Here is a 15,433-nt window from a genome sequence, read left to right as displayed (position 1 = left end):
CCAAGGCGACTAAAAAGCCGCCTTGGTTGTTCATTAAAACGCCGATTCGACCTGTTTGGCGATGCGCTCTGCCATATCGCGCACCTGCTGTTCGTGTTCACCTTCGACCATGACCCGGATCAGGGGCTCGGTGCCGGATTTGCGCAGCAGCACCCGGCCACGGCCGGCCAGTTCCTGCTCCACTGCCGCCACTTCCTGCTGAACGGCACTGGAGGTCAGCGGATCCTTGCCTTCGGCGAAGCGCACATTGACCAGCACTTGCGGGAACTTGCTCATGCCCGAACGCAATTTGGCCAGCGGCATCTCGGCACTGCGCATGGCCGTCAGCACCTGCAGAGCGGCGACGATACCATCCCCCGTGGTGGTCTGATCCAGGCAGATGATGTGACCGGAGTTTTCGCCCCCGATGCGCCAGCCCTTCTCGTTCATCATCTCAAGCACGTAGCGGTCACCCACCTTGGCACGGGCAAAGGGGATGCCCAGGGTCTGAAGCGCCAGCTCCAGCCCCATGTTGGCCATCAGGGTGCCCACCACACCGCCCTTGAGGCGGCCATGGCGCAGGGCATCCCGGGCGATGATGTAGAGGATCTCATCCCCGTCGATGATGTAACCAGTGCTGTCCACCATCACCAGACGGTCGCCGTCACCGTCGAAGGCGACGCCGAGATCTGCCTTGCATTCCTGGACCTTGGCGGCCAGCGCCTCCGGTGCGGTGGAACCGACACCGTCATTGATGTTGAGCCCATCCGGGCTGCAGCCGATGGCGATGACTTCGGCACCCAGCTCGCGGAAGACGGAAGGGGCGATGTGGTAGGTGGCACCATGACCGCAATCCACCACCATTTTCAGCCCTTCCAGGCTCAGATTGGAGGGGAAGGTGCTCTTGCAGAATTCTATGTAGCGACCAGCCGCATCATCGATGCGCTGCGCCTTGCCAAGCTCCGCGGACTCCACGCACTTGAGTTCGTTGTCGAGCTCGGCTTCGATGGCCAGCTCGACATCATCGGGCAGCTTGGTGCCGTCGGCGGAGAAGAACTTGATGCCGTTGTCGTAATAGGGGTTGTGGGATGCACTGATGACGATGCCGGCTTCGGCACGGAAGGTGCGAGTCAGGTAGGCAACCGCCGGGGTGGGCATGGGTCCCATCAATATGGCTTTGAGACCGGCGGCGGAGAGCCCCGCCTCTAGTGCCGACTCCAGCATGTAACCGGAGATACGGGTATCCTTGCCGATCAGCACCTTCTTGGTCCCTTTCTTGGAGAGCACCTTGCCGGCGGCCCAGCCCAGTTTCATGACGAAATCTGGGGTGATCGGGTATTCACCCACCTTGCCGCGCACGCCGTCGGTGCCGAAGTACTTTCTGGTCATTGTCTGTTTCTCGTTTTTCTATTTGGATATGAAATCTTGTCCCGTCATGGTCATCCAGCCTGTACGCAAGACATCCATGGTGGCCCGCACGTCGTGCACCCGGATGATCCTGGCGCCATGTTGCAACCCGATCAGGGCACAGGCCAGACTACCAGCCAACCGCTCGGCTACCGGGCGGTCAAGCAGGTTGCCTATCATAGACTTTCGTGACATGCCCACCAAGAGCGGAAGTTGGTAATCGAGCAGTGACGCCTGCTGTGCCAGCAGCTGATAGTTGTGCGCCAGCGTCTTGCCAAAGCCATAGCCTGGATCCAGTACCAGATGCTCACGCGGGATACCGGCCCCCAGACAAGCGGCAATCCGCTCGTCAAAGAAGGCTCTCACCTCCCCCAGCAAATCGTCATAGTGCGGCTCCACCTGCATGGTACGGGGCTGCCCCTGCATGTGCATGAGGCATACCGGTACGCCAGCCTCGGCCGCCGCGCCCAGCGCTCCCGGCTCTTGCAGAGCGCGGACATCATTGATGAGGTGACCACCTGCAGCACAACCCTCCCGCATGACAATCGCCTTGGAGGTATCGAGGGAGATCATCACATCCAGCTCGGCGACCATGCGCTCCACCACGGGGATGACCCTGTCCAGCTCCTCCTGCTCGCTCACGTCGGGGGCGCCCGGGCGGGTCGACTCGCCACCTATATCGATAAGGGTGGCCCCATCGGCCACCATGTCGCGGGCATGACCCAACGCCAGATCGATCTGCTTGAAGCGGCCACCATCTGAAAAGGAGTCCGGCGTCACATTGAGAATGCCCATGACATGGGGACGGTCGAGAGAAAGGGGACGTCCCTTGCTGATTAACTGCATTGCTTCAACTACCTCCAACAAGAGCGGCAAACTCTTCGTGCAAAGAAAAACCCCGGGCAAGCCCGGGGTTTGTATCATGACAACTTATTTGGCCGGGACATCGTTCGCCTTGTCGATGTCACTCAGAGGTGCACTGCCCTCTTCAGCCGGCGCCTTGGCCTCCGGCCCGTTGTTCACGCTGGCACCACCTTGCGGGGTGTCACCGTGCTCATCATGCCAGTTGCTGGGAGCACGGACCTCGCGACGCGCCATCAGATCATCGATCTGCTTGGCATCGATGGTCTCGTACTTCATCAATGCATCTTTCATGGTGTGCAGCACATCCATGTTGTCCAGCAGGATCTGCTTGGCACGATCGTAGTTGCGATCGATGACCTGCTTGACCTCGGCATCGATGATGCGGGCGGTATCGTCAGACATGTGCTTGGCCTTGGCCATGCTACGGCCGAGGAAGACTTCACCGTCCTCTTCTGCGTAAAGCATGGGGCCGAGACGCTCGGACATGCCCCACTGGGTCACCATCTTGCGGGCGATGTCGGTGGCACGTTCGATGTCGTTGGATGCACCGGTCGATACCTTCTCGGCACCGTAGATCAGCTCTTCCGCCAGACGACCGCCATACAGGCTGGAGATCATGGACTCCAGATGCTGCTTGGAGTGGCTCCAGCGGTCCTGTTCCGGCAGGTACATGGTCACACCCAGCGCACGGCCGCGCGGAATGATGGAGACCTTGTAGACAGGGTCATGATCCGGCACCACGCGACCAATGATGGCGTGACCCGCTTCATGATAGGCCGTCATCTCCTTCTCGGACTCTTTCATCACCATGGAGCGACGTTCCGCCCCCATCATGATCTTGTCCTTCGCCTTTTCGAACTCCAGCATGGAGACCACTCGGCGGCTCTCGCGAGCAGAGAAGAGGGCAGCCTCGTTCACCAGGTTGGCCAGATCGGCACCGGAGAAACCAGGGGTACCACGGGCAATCAGCGCCGGATTGACGTCATCCGCCAGCGGTACCTTGCGCATGTGCACTTTCAGGATCTGCTCACGACCGCGAACATCCGGCAAGCCGACCACGACCTGGCGGTCGAAACGACCTGGACGCAGCAGAGCAGGATCCAGTACGTCGGGACGGTTGGTGGCGGCGATGACGATGATGCCCTCATTGCCTTCAAAACCATCCATTTCAACCAGCATCTGGTTCAGGGTCTGCTCACGTTCGTCGTGACCACCACCCAGACCGGCGCCACGCTGGCGACCGACCGCATCGATCTCATCAATGAAGATGATGCAGGGGGAGGATTTCTTGGCCTGTTCGAACATGTCACGTACCCGGGAGGCACCGACACCCACGAACATTTCCACGAAGTCCGAACCTGAAATGGTGAAGAACGGCACCTTGGCCTCGCCTGCAATGGCTTTGGCCAGCAGGGTCTTACCGGTACCGGGAGGACCTACCAACAGGACGCCGGTCGGGATCTTGCCACCCAGCTTCTGGAATTTGGTCGGGTCACGCAGATAGTCGACCAGCTCCTTGACCTCTTCCTTTGCCTCGTCACAACCAGCTACGTCGGCGAAGGTAGTCTTGATCTGATCTTCGCTCATCAGGCGAGCCTTGCTCTTGCCAAACGACATGGCACCCTTGCCGCCGCCGCCCTGCATCTGACGCATGAAGAAGACCCAGACACCGATCAGCAACAGCATCGGGAACCAGGAGATGAAGATGGACGTGATCAGAGATGGTTCTTCCGGCTTCTCACCCATCACTTTGACGTTATGGTTGAGCATGTCGTTGAGCAGTTGGGGATCCGGCGCAGGAATGATGGTGGTGAAACGTTCACCGGTGCGCTTGACGCCATTGATGACCTTGCCATCCATCCGCACTTCACGGATCTGCTCCTGGGTCACTTCTTTCACGAAGCTGGAATAGTCCAGCTGGCGACTGGTGGTATCGCTGGGGCTGAAGCTATTGAACACCGACATCAGCACGACGGCGATGACCAGCCACAGGATTAGGTTTTTCGCCATGTCACTCAAATCAATGACCTCGCAGACTGACAGTTAACGATGAGGGTTAGGGTACTACAGTTTAAAACCGGTAGCCACAATGTAGACTTCTCGTGAACGGGCACGGGACGAGTCTGGTTTTCGAATCTTGACGACAGAGAAAAGTCTACGTATTTCATTGAGATAGGCATCAAACCCTTCCCCCTGGAACACCTTGACTACAAAACTGCCATTACTGCTTAGGACCTGATTGCACATGTCCAGCGCCAGTTCCACCAGGTACATGGCACGGGCTTGATCCACCTGCTGGGTACCGCTCATGTTGGGCGCCATGTCGGACATGACGACATCCACCTTGTCGGGGCCGACTCGCTCCAGCAAGGCGCCGAGTACAGTTTCCTCCCGAAAGTCCCCTTGCAGGAAATCGACACCGGCAATGGAATCCATCGGCAAAATATCACACGCAATGACGCGCCCCTTGTCACCGACCTGGTCGATGGCAAATTGGGACCAGCCACCGGGAGCAGCCCCCAGGTCCACTACCGTCATCCCCGGCTTGAGCAGCCGGTCTTTGCCCTGGATCTCGTCGATCTTGAAAACGGCGCGAGAGCGCAGTCCCAACTTCTGGGCTTTCTTGACGTATTGGTCGTCGAAATGTTCTTTTAACCAGCGGGTTGAACTGGGGGAACGTTTTTTCTGGGTCATGATTGTCGACTTTAAAAAACCACAAGGGTTATTAGTATTAAGGGCTAAGTGGGGGTAGAATACGCCCCTTTCAACCCTGACTTATGAAGAAATTGCCATGATTCTCAACAATAAACAGAAACAGTACCTCAAGGGCCTGGCCCACAGTCTGAAGCCGGTCGTCCTGCTGGGACAACACGGTCTGACCGAAGGGGTGCTGGCCGAGATCGATCTGGCCCTGAACCACCACGAGCTGATCAAGGTTAAGGTTGCGTCTGAAGATCGTGAGATGAAACAGCTGGTGATGGATGCCATCGTTCGCGAGACCGGCGCCATCAAGGTACAGAGCATGGGCCATGTACTGACCATCTACCGTCAGGCCAAAGAGCCCAAGATCCAGTTGCCACGCAAGTAACAGGAAAGAGCATTCGCTCTTTCCTTCATTTCCCTTCTTCCCAAGTCGCTTGCCAAAATAGTTGCCAGGCCCTTAACCTGCGATGAATAGCCGTGGACACCCACTATGGACAAGCATCAGCTCCTCACCGATGAAGAACTGGCCATGCTGCGGGACCTGGGAAACGATGAAGACATTGCCACCAGCCAATACCTGCGCGGCACCCTGCCCCTTCCTCTCCAAAGCCTGTTGCAGCGAGCCAAGCCTCTGACACTCGAAGCCCGCATCGCCGGCTACCAATTGCGTTTCCCGCTCCACTGCACCCAGGCAGAGGAGGGCCACGCCGAGCTGCGCATCGCCGCGCCGACCATTACCGAGCTGGGTTCGCCCCATCTGCGCGCCTGGCGACTCGACGAAAAGGCCGTGCTCTGCACCGAAGACGCGGAGTACGAGGTATACAGCCTCTCCCTTGGCGGTCTCATCGTGGCCGGCTTGCCGGACTCCTCTGCCAAGGGAGATCCACTTGGCGGATACCTTCGCATCGAGGATCTCCCTCCCCTGGCCATGACAGGCACCCTCGTCAGGCACGTGGATGCCAATCAACATTACCATGACTGGGCCGTCCAGTTCCGGCTGGGCAAGGAGGATCAGGAACAATTGCGGGACTGGCTCTTCCAGCGCCACCAGGACGCCTTCGTCCAGGCCTATCAGGGTGACTAAAGACAACAGGGGAGCCCGGCTCCCCTGTCTCTTTCCCCGACGTTCAATCAGAGATAGGCAACTTCCAGGATCTCGTACTCCACATCGCCACCCGGCGTCTTGACGATGGCAACGTCATCCACTTCCTTGCCGATCAGGGCGCGGGCAATGGGGGAATTCACGGAGATCATGTTCTGCTTGATGTCCGCCTCGTCGTCTCCCACGATGCGGTAGACCACTTCCTCTTCCGTTTCACTTTTGAGCAGGGTCACGGTTGCGCCGAAGATGACGCGGCCATTGTTGGCAATCTTGGTGACATCGATAATCTGGGCATTGGAGAGCTTGCCTTCGATTTCCTGAATGCGGCCTTCACAGAAACCCTGCTGCTCGCGGGCGGCATGGTATTCGGCATTTTCTTTCAGATCGCCATGTTCACGGGCATCAGCAATCGCTTCGATAATCTGGGGACGCAGCTCGGTCTTGAGATAATCGAGCTCTTGACGCAGCTTTTCAGCGCCGCGAACAGTCATCGGAGTATGATTCATAGTCGAAACCTGGGTTGCTTTATAAAGAGAAGCTGCGGCAATCAAAAGAGAGCCGCAGCTGTCGGTTCGGATGGGGCATCTTAATATGAAGCCGCCACAAAATCCATGTCAGCCCCTGCGAGCGGGATCCCGCTTTGGGCCAGCGTTACTTGGATTCCGAGACGCCAAGCGGAGCCGACACCGTCGGTTTGCCCTGCATGATGGCGATCTCGACACGTCGATTCATGCGCCGATTCTCCGGGCTGTTGTTGGGCACCAGCGGCTGGGAATCCGCCATCCCTTGCACCACCAGACGATTGCCGTCAAAACCGGGCACCTTGATCATCTGGTGGGCAACCGCCACCGCCCGCTGGGACGAAAGCTCCCAGTTGGACTGGAACAACTCATCCTCGGTGGCCACATTGTCGGTGTGGCCGGAGACGGTGATCTCCCCCGGCACATCCTTGAGCAGCGCAGCCACCTTGCGGATCACCGGCCAGAACTGGGGTTGCAGGAAGGCGGATCCCGCCGGGAACGCCGCTTTCTCGCGAATGCGAATGATGATCTGCTGACCCAGCGCCTCTATCTCGATGGCCCCATCCTGGATCTGGGCCTGCATCTGCTCCGCCAGAGCCTTGGCCAGGGTGTTGGACTGTTCCTGCGCCTTCTGGGCCTCCTGGGCGGTATCGCCACCGCTCTGCTGGCCTTCGGTCTTGTCATGTCCACCCGCCTTGTCCGCATCCCCAGGCTGGAAATCCAGCTCGGTCTGGGTCATGTCGATGGTCTGCTGCATGATGGTGTCAATAGGCGTCGGCTCGGGGCGACCAGGACGAAACTCCTGGGCGATGACGGAGGTTCCCTTGGGAATATCCTTGACCTCCAGGATGTTCTGCACCCCGAACGCCTTCTCCATGGAACCGGCGATCTGCTTGAACTTCTGCACATCCATCTCGGCAAAGGAGAGCAAGAGCACGAAGAAGCACATCAGCAGGGACATGAGATCCGCGAAGGTTCCCATGTAACCGGGCAATCCGGGAGGCGGGCACTTGCACTTTGCCATCTGTGCGCTCCTATTCGGTCCCGTTGTTGCGTTTGGACTGATTCAGGTAGTTCTGCAACATGGCCTGGATCACCCTCGGGTTCTGTCCATCCTGGATCCCCATGATGGCGTCGAGGATCAGGGTGCGGCTCAACTGTTCCTCGCCGCTGCGCAGTTCCAGCTTGTCCGCGATGGGGATGGCAATCATGTTGGCCTCGATGGCGCCATACAGGGTCGTCAGCAAGGCCACCGCCATGGCCGGACCGATGGATTTGGGGTCGCTCATGTTGGCCAGCATGGCCACCAACCCCACCAGGGTACCGATCATGCCCATGGCCGGGCCGAGATCCCCCAGGGAGCGGAACACCTTGATGGCCGTGGCGTGACGCTCGGACGTCAGTTCGATGTCCTTCTCCATCACCGCACGCACTACGTCGGCATCATGACCGTCCACCAGCATGTCGATGCCCTTCTTCATGAAGGTATTTGGGATCTCCGCCGCCTCCAGAGCCAGAAAGCCCCCCTTGCGGGCAGCATCCGCCAGTTCCACCGCCTTGGTGATGAGATCGTCGAGCTTGTCCCCCTTGTACATGAAGGCCTTGCCCGCGACCTTGAAGGCCATCAGAAACTGACCGAGGTTGAATTTCATCATGCAGATGAACACGGACCCCAGTATGGTGATGTAGACCGATGGCATGTCCACATACATGCTCATGGGGCCGCCCAGCAACATGCCGTACACCACGACCCCGAACCCCAGCACTAAGCCTATCAGACTCCCTAAATCCACATCCCTACTCCTGTCGCCGAACGTGCCGTCTAATTATATTGCGTTGAATTTTCTGCTATTGCGTCCCCGGCAGCAAGCCCGGTACACCGCAATCGCCGATCGGCAATGCGTGGTTGCATGCCCGTTCTTATCGGCCAGGGTCAGGATAGTTTGAGGACGCCGCGTTTTTCTGCCTCCCCCCTGTGGCCGGTCGATGTTAAGATGAGCCGTTTTTTTCAATCCCCGAGGATGGACATGGCCAGTAAAAAAATCGACCGTCTGAGTTTTGATGCCACCCTGGAAGAGCTGGAAACCATAGTGCATCAACTCGAACAGGGCTCGCTCCCCCTCGAGGAGGCACTCAAACAATTCGAACAGGGCATCCATCTGGTGCGTGCCGGCCAGCAGAAGCTGGAACAGGCCGAACAGAAGATCCAGATCCTCCTGACCCAGGCCGATGGCAGCGAGCAAGCGGTCCCCTTTCGAGCAGAACAAGGAGAGGAGTGAGTGACCCTGGACGATTTCTCCCGCCTGCATCGGCGCCGCATCGACGATTGCCTCTCGGCACAGCTTGACGCCCTGCCCGCCATGGCGCCACGTCTGCGGGACGCGATGAAATACGGCCTGCTGCTCGGTGGAAAACGGGTGCGCCCCTTCCTGGTCTATGCCGTTGGCGAGATGCTGGGCGTCAAGAGCGAACTGCTGGATGGCCCCGCCGCCGCAGTGGAGTGCATTCACGCATACTCCCTCCTGCACGACGACTTGCCCGCCATGGACGACGACGACCTGCGTCGTGGTCAGCCCACCGTACACAAGGCCTTCGATGAAGGCACAGCCATCCTGGCGGGCGATGCCCTGCAGACCCTGGCGTTTTCCATTCTGGCCGACCACCCCATGCCCGATACATTGATGGCCAACCGGGTGCGGATGCTGAGTGCCCTGGCCCGCGCGTCCGGCTATCTCGGCATGTGCGGCGGTCAGGCACTGGATCTGGACGCCGAAGGACGCCGGATCAGCCTCGGCGAGCTGGAGCAGGTGCACCGCCACAAGACCGGGGCCCTCATCGAGTGCGCCGTGACCCTCGGCGCCCTGTGCAAGGCTGACGTGGAACCCGCCACCCTCACCGCCCTGCAAACCTTTGCCGCCGCCATCGGACTCGCCTTCCAGGTGCAGGACGACATCCTCGACATCACGGGCGATACTGCCACCCTGGGCAAGCCGCAAGGCTCGGATCTGGCGCTGGAAAAGAGTACCTATCCGGCCCTGCTCGGACTCGACAATGCCCGTGAGCTGGCTCGCGAACTGCATGACAAGGCCTTAACAGCCCTGCAATCCTTGCCCTACAATACCGACATTCTGGAAGCGTTTGCCGATTACATCATCGAGCGAACCCACTAAACGCTGGATAACAGTAACAATATGAGCGTTGATATTAGCGATTTCCCCAACCTGGCCCTCGCAGACACGCCGGTCGATTTGCGATCCCTCCCCTTCGAGCGGCTGCCCGTGGTGTGCAACGAGCTGCGCGAGTATCTGCTGCGCTCGGTGAGCCGCTCCAGCGGCCACTTCGCCTCCGGCCTTGGCACCGTCGAGCTGACGGTCGCCCTGCACTATGTCTACAACACCCCCTTCGATCGGCTGGTGTGGGACGTGGGCCACCAGGCCTATCCCCACAAGATCCTGACCGGACGACGGGAGCGCATTCACACCATTCGCCAGAAAGATGGCCTGCACCCCTTCCCCTGGCGGGAAGAGAGCGAGTACGACGTGCTCAGCGTGGGCCACTCCAGCACCTCCATCGGGGCAGCGCTCGGCATGGCGGTGGCGGCCGAGAGCGAAGGGCTTGGCCGCAAGGTGGTCGCGGTCATCGGTGATGGCGCCATCACCGCCGGCATGGCCTTCGAAGCCCTCAATCACGCCGGCGACGTCCACAAGGACATGCTGGTGGTGCTCAATGACAACGAGATGTCCATCTCCGAGAACGTGGGGGCCCTGAACAATCACCTCGCCAGGCTGATGTCCGGCAAGCTCTACACCACCATTCGCGAGGGGGGCAAGAAGGTGCTGGCGGGGCTGCCGCCGGTCAAGGAGCTCGCCAAGCGGGCCGAGGAGCACCTCAAGGGCATGGTGGTACCCGGCACCCTGTTCGAGGAGTTCGGCTTCAACTACATCGGCCCCATCGACGGTCACGACATCCATGCCCTGGTCGAAACCCTGCGCAACATGCGCAACCTCAAGGGTCCCCAGCTGCTGCACGTCAAGACCAAGAAGGGCAAGGGGTACGAGCCGGCGGAAAAAGATCCCATCGGCTATCACGCCGTCCCCAAATTCAACCCGGATGACTGTGCCCTGCCCAAGAGCGCCGGTGGCAAACCCACCTTCTCCGCCATCTTCGGTCAGTGGCTGTGCGATATCGCCGCCAAGGACGAGCGCGTGGTCGGTATCACCCCCGCCATGCGCGAAGGCTCCGGTCTGGTGAAATTCAGCCAGCAATATCCGGATCGCTACTTCGATGTGGCCATCGCCGAGCAACATGCGGTCACCTTCGCCGCCGGTCTCGCCATCGCCGACCAGAAACCCGTGGTCGCCATCTATTCGAGCTTCCTGCAGCGGGCCTATGACCAGCTGATCCACGATGTGGCGCTGCAGAACCTGCCGGTGCTGTTCGCCATCGACCGGGCCGGTCTGGTGGGGGCCGACGGCCCGACCCATCAGGGGGCGTTCGACATCAGCTTCCTGCGCACCGTGCCCAACATGGTGGTGATGACCCCGTCCGACGAGAACGAGTGCCGCCAGATGCTCTACACCGGCTATCTGTGCAACGGGCCAGCGGCGGTGCGCTACCCTCGTGGCAGCGGCACCGGTATCCAGGCCGAGAGCGAGATGCAGGCCCTGCCCCTCGGCAAGGGACGTGTCGTTCGTGAGGGCAAGGGGACCGCCATCCTTGCGTTCGGCACCCTGCTGCAACAGGCCAGAGCAGCCGCAGAGGCGCTCGATGCCACCCTGGTGGACATGCGCTTCGTCAAACCCATGGACGAGGCGCTGGTGCTCTCTCTGGCCGCCTCCCACGATCAGTTCGTCACCCTCGAGGACAACGCCATCATGGGCGGTGCAGGCTCTGCGGTGAACGAGTTGCTGATGGGCTGCAAGCAGTGCAAACCGGTGCTCAACCTCGGCCTGCCGGACCGCTTCATCGAGCAGGGCACCCAGGATGAGATCTACGCCCTGCTGGGGCTGGACAGCGTGGGCATTCAGACCCGCATCGAGAGCTGGCTGCAGGCCTGACAAGGGTTATTGCAAGCAATAAAAAGGGCGCCTGATGGCGCCCTTTTTTTGTTATTCACTGTGCCAAACCAAACCTGCTCACACACTGTCGCGAGAAGGCCGTCAACAAGGTTACAAGCCGCTCAGGAACCGAGACATACATGAGCACTCCTGATTCCACATAAGTGAGCAGCACATGAACCTTGATCACGGCCTCGCAGCCAGTTCGTGGATAGGTTTATCAGCCCTTGTAGATCTTCGGGTTGAACACATCCCGCAGCCAGTCACCCAGCAGGTTGATCACCAGCACCAGCACCACCAGGCAGAGGCCCGGGAAGGCGGTGATCCACCAGGAGCCGGAGAAGATGTAGTTGAAGCCCACGCTGATGAGCGACCCCAGGGACGGTTGATCAACCGGCATCCCCAGACCCAGGAAGGAGAGGGCCGCCTCGCTCATGATGGCGTTCGCCACCTGCACGGTGGAGATGACCAGGATGGGTGACAGGCAGTTCGGCAGAATGTGGCGGAACATGATGCGCGGGGCGCGGAACCCCATCACCTGAGCTGCTTCCACATACTCCTTCTTCTTCTCCGCCAGCACGGAGGCGCGTACCGTCCGGGCATACTGGGGCCACTCGGCGATACCGATGATCACCACCAGCATCAGGATGGCGAACTTCGAGTAGAACTCGGAGCCAAAGGTCGCCTGGAAGATGGCGGAGATGATGATCGCCACCATCATGGTGGAGAACGACAGCTGCACATCGGCAAAGCGCATCAGCAGGTTGTCGATGCGACCACCAAAGTAACCGGCCATCAGACCGATGACGATACCGAGCACCAGCTGCAGCCCCACCGCGAACAGACCAATGGTCAGGGAGATGCGGGCGCCATAGAGGATGGTGCTCCAGATGTCGCGTCCCTGGTTGTCGGTCCCGAGCCAGAAGCGGGCCTCGCCCCCTTCCAGCCAGGAGGGGGGCAGCTCCGCATCCATCAGATCGAAGCTGGTCTGGTCATAGACGTTGTGCGGTGCGATCCAGGGTGCCAGCAGAGCCGCCAGCACGAAGACCACAAACACCGCAAAGCTGAACATGGCTACCTTGTCCCGCAGGAAGTAGTAGACGATGTCGGAATTTTTGAAGCGTGCCCAACGACTCGGGCTCGCAGTCACTGCGTTACTCATGTGCTTACCCCTTGGCGGTCAGGTTGACGGTCGGGTTGATCAACCCGTAGAGCAGGTCGACCAGGGTATTGGTCACCACGAAAATGAGGCCGACGAAGATGACGTAGGCGGTGATCAGCGGCGTATCGACCCGGTGGATCGCCTCAAGGAACAGGAAGCCGGTCCCCGGCCACTGGAACACGCTCTCGGTCAGGATGGTGTAGGCCACCATGGTCCCGATCTGCACACCGCCCACCGTGATGACCGGCAGCATGGTGTTCTTCAGGGCGTGCTGGTAGTAGACCTTGTTGTTGTCCAGCCCCTTGGCACGGGCAAACTTGACGTACTCGGAGGAGAGCTGCTCCAGCATCTCCGAGCGCACCAGCCGGATGAACAGCGGCAGCATGATGGAGGAGAGGGAGACAGCTGGCAACACCAGGTGCAAGATACCGTCCCAGGTGAAGAAGCCCGACTCCCAGCCCAGCAGGTTGTAGGTCTCGCCACGGCCATAGGCCGGCAGCCAGCCCAGCTGGATGGAGAAGAGGTACATCAGCATGATGGCGGTCAGGAAGACCGGGATCGATATGCCGATGCTGCTCACCGCCATGATGACCTTGGTGAGGATGCTGCGCGGTCTTATCGCCGAATAAACCCCCAGCGGAATGGAGACCACGACGATGATGAGCGCGGCGGCAAACACCAGCTCAAGGGTAGCCACCAGCTTGTCGAGGATAACCTCGAGGGCTGGTCGCTTGAAGAAATAGGAAGTGCCCAGATCCCCGTGTACCGCGTTCTTCAAGAAGCGGCTGTATTTCACGAGGAAGGGATCATTGAGTCCCATCTTGTCGCGCAGCTCCTGGCGCACGGACTCGGAGACGGATTGTCCCACCAGCTCGCGCAGCGGATCCCCCAGGTTGTCCTGGATGGAGAAGGCGACCAGGCTGATGACGAACATCACTATCACGGCCTGATAGAACCGTTTCAGCAGGAATGTAAACATGCTTGTCCTTCTACGTGGCCTGTGTCTTGGCACAGGCTTCTGTTAATGGCGGGGCAACCATGGGTGCCCCGCCGGGTCCTTCCTTAAACGCTTCGCTTACTTGTTGACCACCAGGTCACCCAGATAAGGGAAGTTCATCACGTTGACCACCGGCTTGATGTCGACGTTATTCTTGGCACCGTAGGCCAGGTCTTCCCAGTGCAGCGGCACATAGGCAGCGTCGTCGATCAACATGGCTTCCACCTTCTGCAGGATGGCGGCACGCTTGGCAGGATCGGTCTCGGTGTTGGCTTCCATCACCATCTTGTCAGCTTCTGCGTTGGCATAACCGCCGCAGTTGTACTGACCCATGCCGGTCTTGGCATCCTTGGTGAAGGTCAGGAACTCGAAGAAGTTCGCACTGTCTTCGGTGTCGGAGTGCCAGCCGATCAGCTGCATGTCAGCGGCGCACTTGTCAAACTCCGGCCAGTACTGGGCCACCGGCATGGTCTTCAGATCCACCTTGATGTTGATCTTGGACAGCATGGCGGAGACGGCCTGGGCAATCTTGACGTCGTTGACGTAGCGGGCAGCCGGGGAGATGAAGCTCATCTTGAAGCCCTTCTCGTAACCGGCTTCCTTCATCAGCTCCTTGGCCTTGGCCAGATCATACTGGGGCTTGAGCGCCTCGTTGTAGCCTGCGTAGCCTTTCGGGCTCAGCTGGCCGGCCGGGGTACCGAAGCCCTTGTTGATCTTGTCGACGATGCCCACCTGGTTGATGGCGTAGTTGATCGCCTGACGCACGCGCTTGTCTTTCAGCGCCGGGTTGGTGTTCTGGTTCAGCTCGATGATGATGGCACGGGTACCGGACAGGGTGACCAGCTGGGAATCCTTGCCGTTCTTCACGCGCTCCAGATCGTTCGGGGCAACCGGGTAGATCATGTCCACGTCGCCGCCCAGCAGGGCTGCAACACGGGTGGCGTCTTCCTTGATCGGTACCACGGTCAGGTTTTCGACGTTGCCCTTGGAGGCCTTGTCCCAGTAGTTGGCGTTGCGCACGTATTCCAGCTTCACGCCCTGCTCGCGGAACTTGACGCTGAACGGACCGGTACCGGAGACATTGGTGGAGGCGAAGGAGTCACCGTTCTTCACGATCTCGGCCTTGTCCTTGCCCGCCTCGGTCTTGCCGCTATAGAACTTGGAGTCCATCGGGAAGATGTAGGTGACGGTCTGCAGCACCAGCGGGAACGGCTTGGCGGTGACGAGATCCACGGTGAAATCATCCACCTTCTTGGCTTCGGCGATGGGGTCGAAGATCGCCTTGAAGTCCGGGGAGGCCTTCAGACGGTTGACGGTCCATACCACGTCATCGGCGGTGAAGTCGTTGCCGGAGTGGAACTTCACACCCTTGCGCAGGTGGAAACGGACGGTCTTGTCGTCGATGCGCTCATACTTCTCGGCCAGACGCGGCTCGAACTGCAGATCCTGGGTGTAACGCATCAGGGGGTCGAACACCAGGTGAGACATCTCCAGGGTCTGACCGGAGAGCTGCTCCTGCGGGTCCAGAGAGGTGGCGTCGGACGCGACGGCGACCTTGATGTCGGCAGCAGAAACGTTGAACGCGAGACCAGCGGCGAACAGCGCCATGGCGATCTTGGATAATCCTTTCTTCATGTCTTT

At 59.7% G+C, this 15,433-nt stretch carries 15 protein-coding genes; 5 read left to right on the top strand and 10 right to left on the bottom strand.

From position 1 onward, the window contains the following. Nucleotides 1–33: 33 nt before the first annotated feature. The 4 genes from glmM to rlmE form a co-directional block, all read right to left on the bottom strand. A complete protein-coding gene (glmM, locus tag AB5Y70_RS03455; protein WP_039040289.1) occupies nucleotides 34–1,368 on the bottom strand; it encodes a phosphoglucosamine mutase in 1,335 nt (444 codons plus the stop codon). A gap of 18 nt (nucleotides 1,369–1,386) precedes the next feature. Then, nucleotides 1,387–2,232, bottom strand: coding sequence for a dihydropteroate synthase (folP, locus tag AB5Y70_RS03450; RefSeq protein ID WP_029314768.1), 846 nt, complete (start codon nucleotides 2,230–2,232; stop codon nucleotides 1,387–1,389). Nucleotides 2,233–2,316: 84 nt separating this feature from the next. Then, complete coding sequence (gene ftsH / locus AB5Y70_RS03445) at nucleotides 2,317–4,269, bottom strand: ATP-dependent zinc metalloprotease FtsH (protein ID WP_041212504.1); 1,953 nt, start codon at nucleotides 4,267–4,269, stop codon at nucleotides 2,317–2,319. Nucleotides 4,270–4,314: 45 nt separating this feature from the next. Further along, the gene (rlmE, locus tag AB5Y70_RS03440; protein ID WP_010675375.1) at nucleotides 4,315–4,944 is read right to left on the bottom strand and encodes a 23S rRNA (uridine(2552)-2'-O)-methyltransferase RlmE; all 630 of its coding nucleotides are present in this window, start codon (nucleotides 4,942–4,944) and stop codon (nucleotides 4,315–4,317) included. A gap of 97 nt (nucleotides 4,945–5,041) precedes the next feature. Here rlmE and yhbY point away from each other — a divergent pair, with 97 nt between their 5' ends. Both yhbY and AB5Y70_RS03430 read left to right on the top strand, forming a co-directional pair. Then, nucleotides 5,042–5,338 carry a ribosome assembly RNA-binding protein YhbY gene (yhbY, locus tag AB5Y70_RS03435; RefSeq protein ID WP_010675376.1) on the top strand — a complete coding sequence of 99 codons (297 nt, stop codon included), beginning with the start codon at nucleotides 5,042–5,044 and terminating at the stop codon, nucleotides 5,336–5,338. Nucleotides 5,339–5,443: 105 nt separating this feature from the next. Further along, nucleotides 5,444–6,037, top strand: coding sequence for a PilZ domain-containing protein (locus AB5Y70_RS03430; protein ID WP_043153235.1), 594 nt, complete (start codon nucleotides 5,444–5,446; stop codon nucleotides 6,035–6,037). Nucleotides 6,038–6,084: 47 nt separating this feature from the next. Here the strand turns inward: AB5Y70_RS03430 and greA are convergent, their stop codons facing one another. The 3 genes from greA to pomA form a co-directional block, all read right to left on the bottom strand. Beyond that, entirely contained in the window at nucleotides 6,085–6,561 is a 477-nt protein-coding gene (gene greA / locus AB5Y70_RS03425; protein ID WP_010675378.1) for a transcription elongation factor GreA, read from the bottom strand. A 145-nt stretch (nucleotides 6,562–6,706) separates the two neighbouring features. Then, nucleotides 6,707–7,600: a flagellar motor protein MotB gene (locus AB5Y70_RS03420; RefSeq protein WP_042878323.1), complete on the bottom strand. Its 894-nt coding sequence runs from the start codon at nucleotides 7,598–7,600 to the stop codon at nucleotides 6,707–6,709. 10 nt (nucleotides 7,601–7,610) lie between these two features. Beyond that, a complete protein-coding gene (gene pomA, locus AB5Y70_RS03415) occupies nucleotides 7,611–8,369 on the bottom strand; it encodes a flagellar motor protein PomA (protein WP_029314770.1) in 759 nt (252 codons plus the stop codon). Nucleotides 8,370–8,603: 234 nt separating this feature from the next. Here pomA and xseB point away from each other — a divergent pair, with 234 nt between their 5' ends. The 3 genes from xseB to dxs are packed head-to-tail and all read left to right on the top strand — an operon-like array spanning nucleotide 8,604 to nucleotide 11,633. After that, the gene (gene xseB, locus AB5Y70_RS03410) at nucleotides 8,604–8,855 is read left to right on the top strand and encodes an exodeoxyribonuclease VII small subunit (RefSeq protein WP_010675381.1); all 252 of its coding nucleotides are present in this window, start codon (nucleotides 8,604–8,606) and stop codon (nucleotides 8,853–8,855) included. Then, entirely contained in the window at nucleotides 8,856–9,746 is an 891-nt protein-coding gene (gene ispA, locus AB5Y70_RS03405; protein ID WP_043153237.1) for a (2E,6E)-farnesyl diphosphate synthase, read from the top strand. It begins immediately after the preceding gene. A 21-nt stretch (nucleotides 9,747–9,767) separates the two neighbouring features. Then, nucleotides 9,768–11,633: a 1-deoxy-D-xylulose-5-phosphate synthase gene (gene dxs, locus AB5Y70_RS03400; RefSeq protein WP_043153238.1), complete on the top strand. Its 1,866-nt coding sequence runs from the start codon at nucleotides 9,768–9,770 to the stop codon at nucleotides 11,631–11,633. A gap of 220 nt (nucleotides 11,634–11,853) precedes the next feature. Here dxs and AB5Y70_RS03395 read toward each other — a convergent pair whose 3' ends face one another. From AB5Y70_RS03395 to AB5Y70_RS03385, 3 genes are all read right to left on the bottom strand, one after another. Continuing rightward, a complete protein-coding gene (locus tag AB5Y70_RS03395; protein ID WP_043153239.1) occupies nucleotides 11,854–12,795 on the bottom strand; it encodes an ABC transporter permease in 942 nt (313 codons plus the stop codon). Nucleotides 12,796–12,799: 4 nt separating this feature from the next. After that, nucleotides 12,800–13,774: an ABC transporter permease gene (locus AB5Y70_RS03390; protein ID WP_039040297.1), complete on the bottom strand. Its 975-nt coding sequence runs from the start codon at nucleotides 13,772–13,774 to the stop codon at nucleotides 12,800–12,802. Nucleotides 13,775–13,870: 96 nt separating this feature from the next. Then, nucleotides 13,871–15,427, bottom strand: coding sequence for an ABC transporter substrate-binding protein (locus tag AB5Y70_RS03385; protein WP_043153242.1), 1,557 nt, complete (start codon nucleotides 15,425–15,427; stop codon nucleotides 13,871–13,873). Between the last annotated feature and the right edge of the window lie 6 nt (nucleotides 15,428–15,433).

It is taken from the genome of Aeromonas sp. s1(2024), assembly GCF_040908005.1.
Classification (GTDB): domain Bacteria; phylum Pseudomonadota; class Gammaproteobacteria; order Enterobacterales; family Aeromonadaceae; genus Aeromonas; species Aeromonas caviae.
The sequence above is the reverse complement of the archived record's forward strand: the minus strand, read 5'-3'. Positions and strand labels throughout refer to the sequence as shown.

Excerpts from the sequence above, each read along its gene's own strand:
- glmM (WP_039040289.1), bottom strand. The coding sequence starts at position 1,368 with ATGACCAGAAAGTACTTCGGCACCGACGGCGTGCGCGGCAAGGTGGGT.
- folP (WP_029314768.1), bottom strand. The coding sequence starts at position 2,232 with ATGCAGTTAATCAGCAAGGGACGTCCCCTTTCTCTCGACCGTCCCCAT.
- rlmE (WP_010675375.1), bottom strand. The coding sequence starts at position 4,944 with ATGACCCAGAAAAAACGTTCCCCCAGTTCAACCCGCTGGTTAAAAGAA.
- yhbY (WP_010675376.1), top strand. The coding sequence starts at position 5,042 with ATGATTCTCAACAATAAACAGAAACAGTACCTCAAGGGCCTGGCCCAC.
- AB5Y70_RS03430 (WP_043153235.1), top strand. The coding sequence starts at position 5,444 with ATGGACAAGCATCAGCTCCTCACCGATGAAGAACTGGCCATGCTGCGG.
- greA (WP_010675378.1), bottom strand. The coding sequence starts at position 6,561 with ATGAATCATACTCCGATGACTGTTCGCGGCGCTGAAAAGCTGCGTCAA.
- AB5Y70_RS03420 (WP_042878323.1), bottom strand. The coding sequence starts at position 7,600 with ATGGCAAAGTGCAAGTGCCCGCCTCCCGGATTGCCCGGTTACATGGGA.
- xseB (WP_010675381.1), top strand. The coding sequence starts at position 8,604 with ATGGCCAGTAAAAAAATCGACCGTCTGAGTTTTGATGCCACCCTGGAA.
- dxs (WP_043153238.1), top strand. The coding sequence starts at position 9,768 with ATGAGCGTTGATATTAGCGATTTCCCCAACCTGGCCCTCGCAGACACG.
- AB5Y70_RS03395 (WP_043153239.1), bottom strand. The coding sequence starts at position 12,795 with ATGAGTAACGCAGTGACTGCGAGCCCGAGTCGTTGGGCACGCTTCAAA.
- AB5Y70_RS03390 (WP_039040297.1), bottom strand. The coding sequence starts at position 13,774 with ATGTTTACATTCCTGCTGAAACGGTTCTATCAGGCCGTGATAGTGATG.
- AB5Y70_RS03385 (WP_043153242.1), bottom strand. The coding sequence starts at position 15,427 with ATGAAGAAAGGATTATCCAAGATCGCCATGGCGCTGTTCGCCGCTGGT.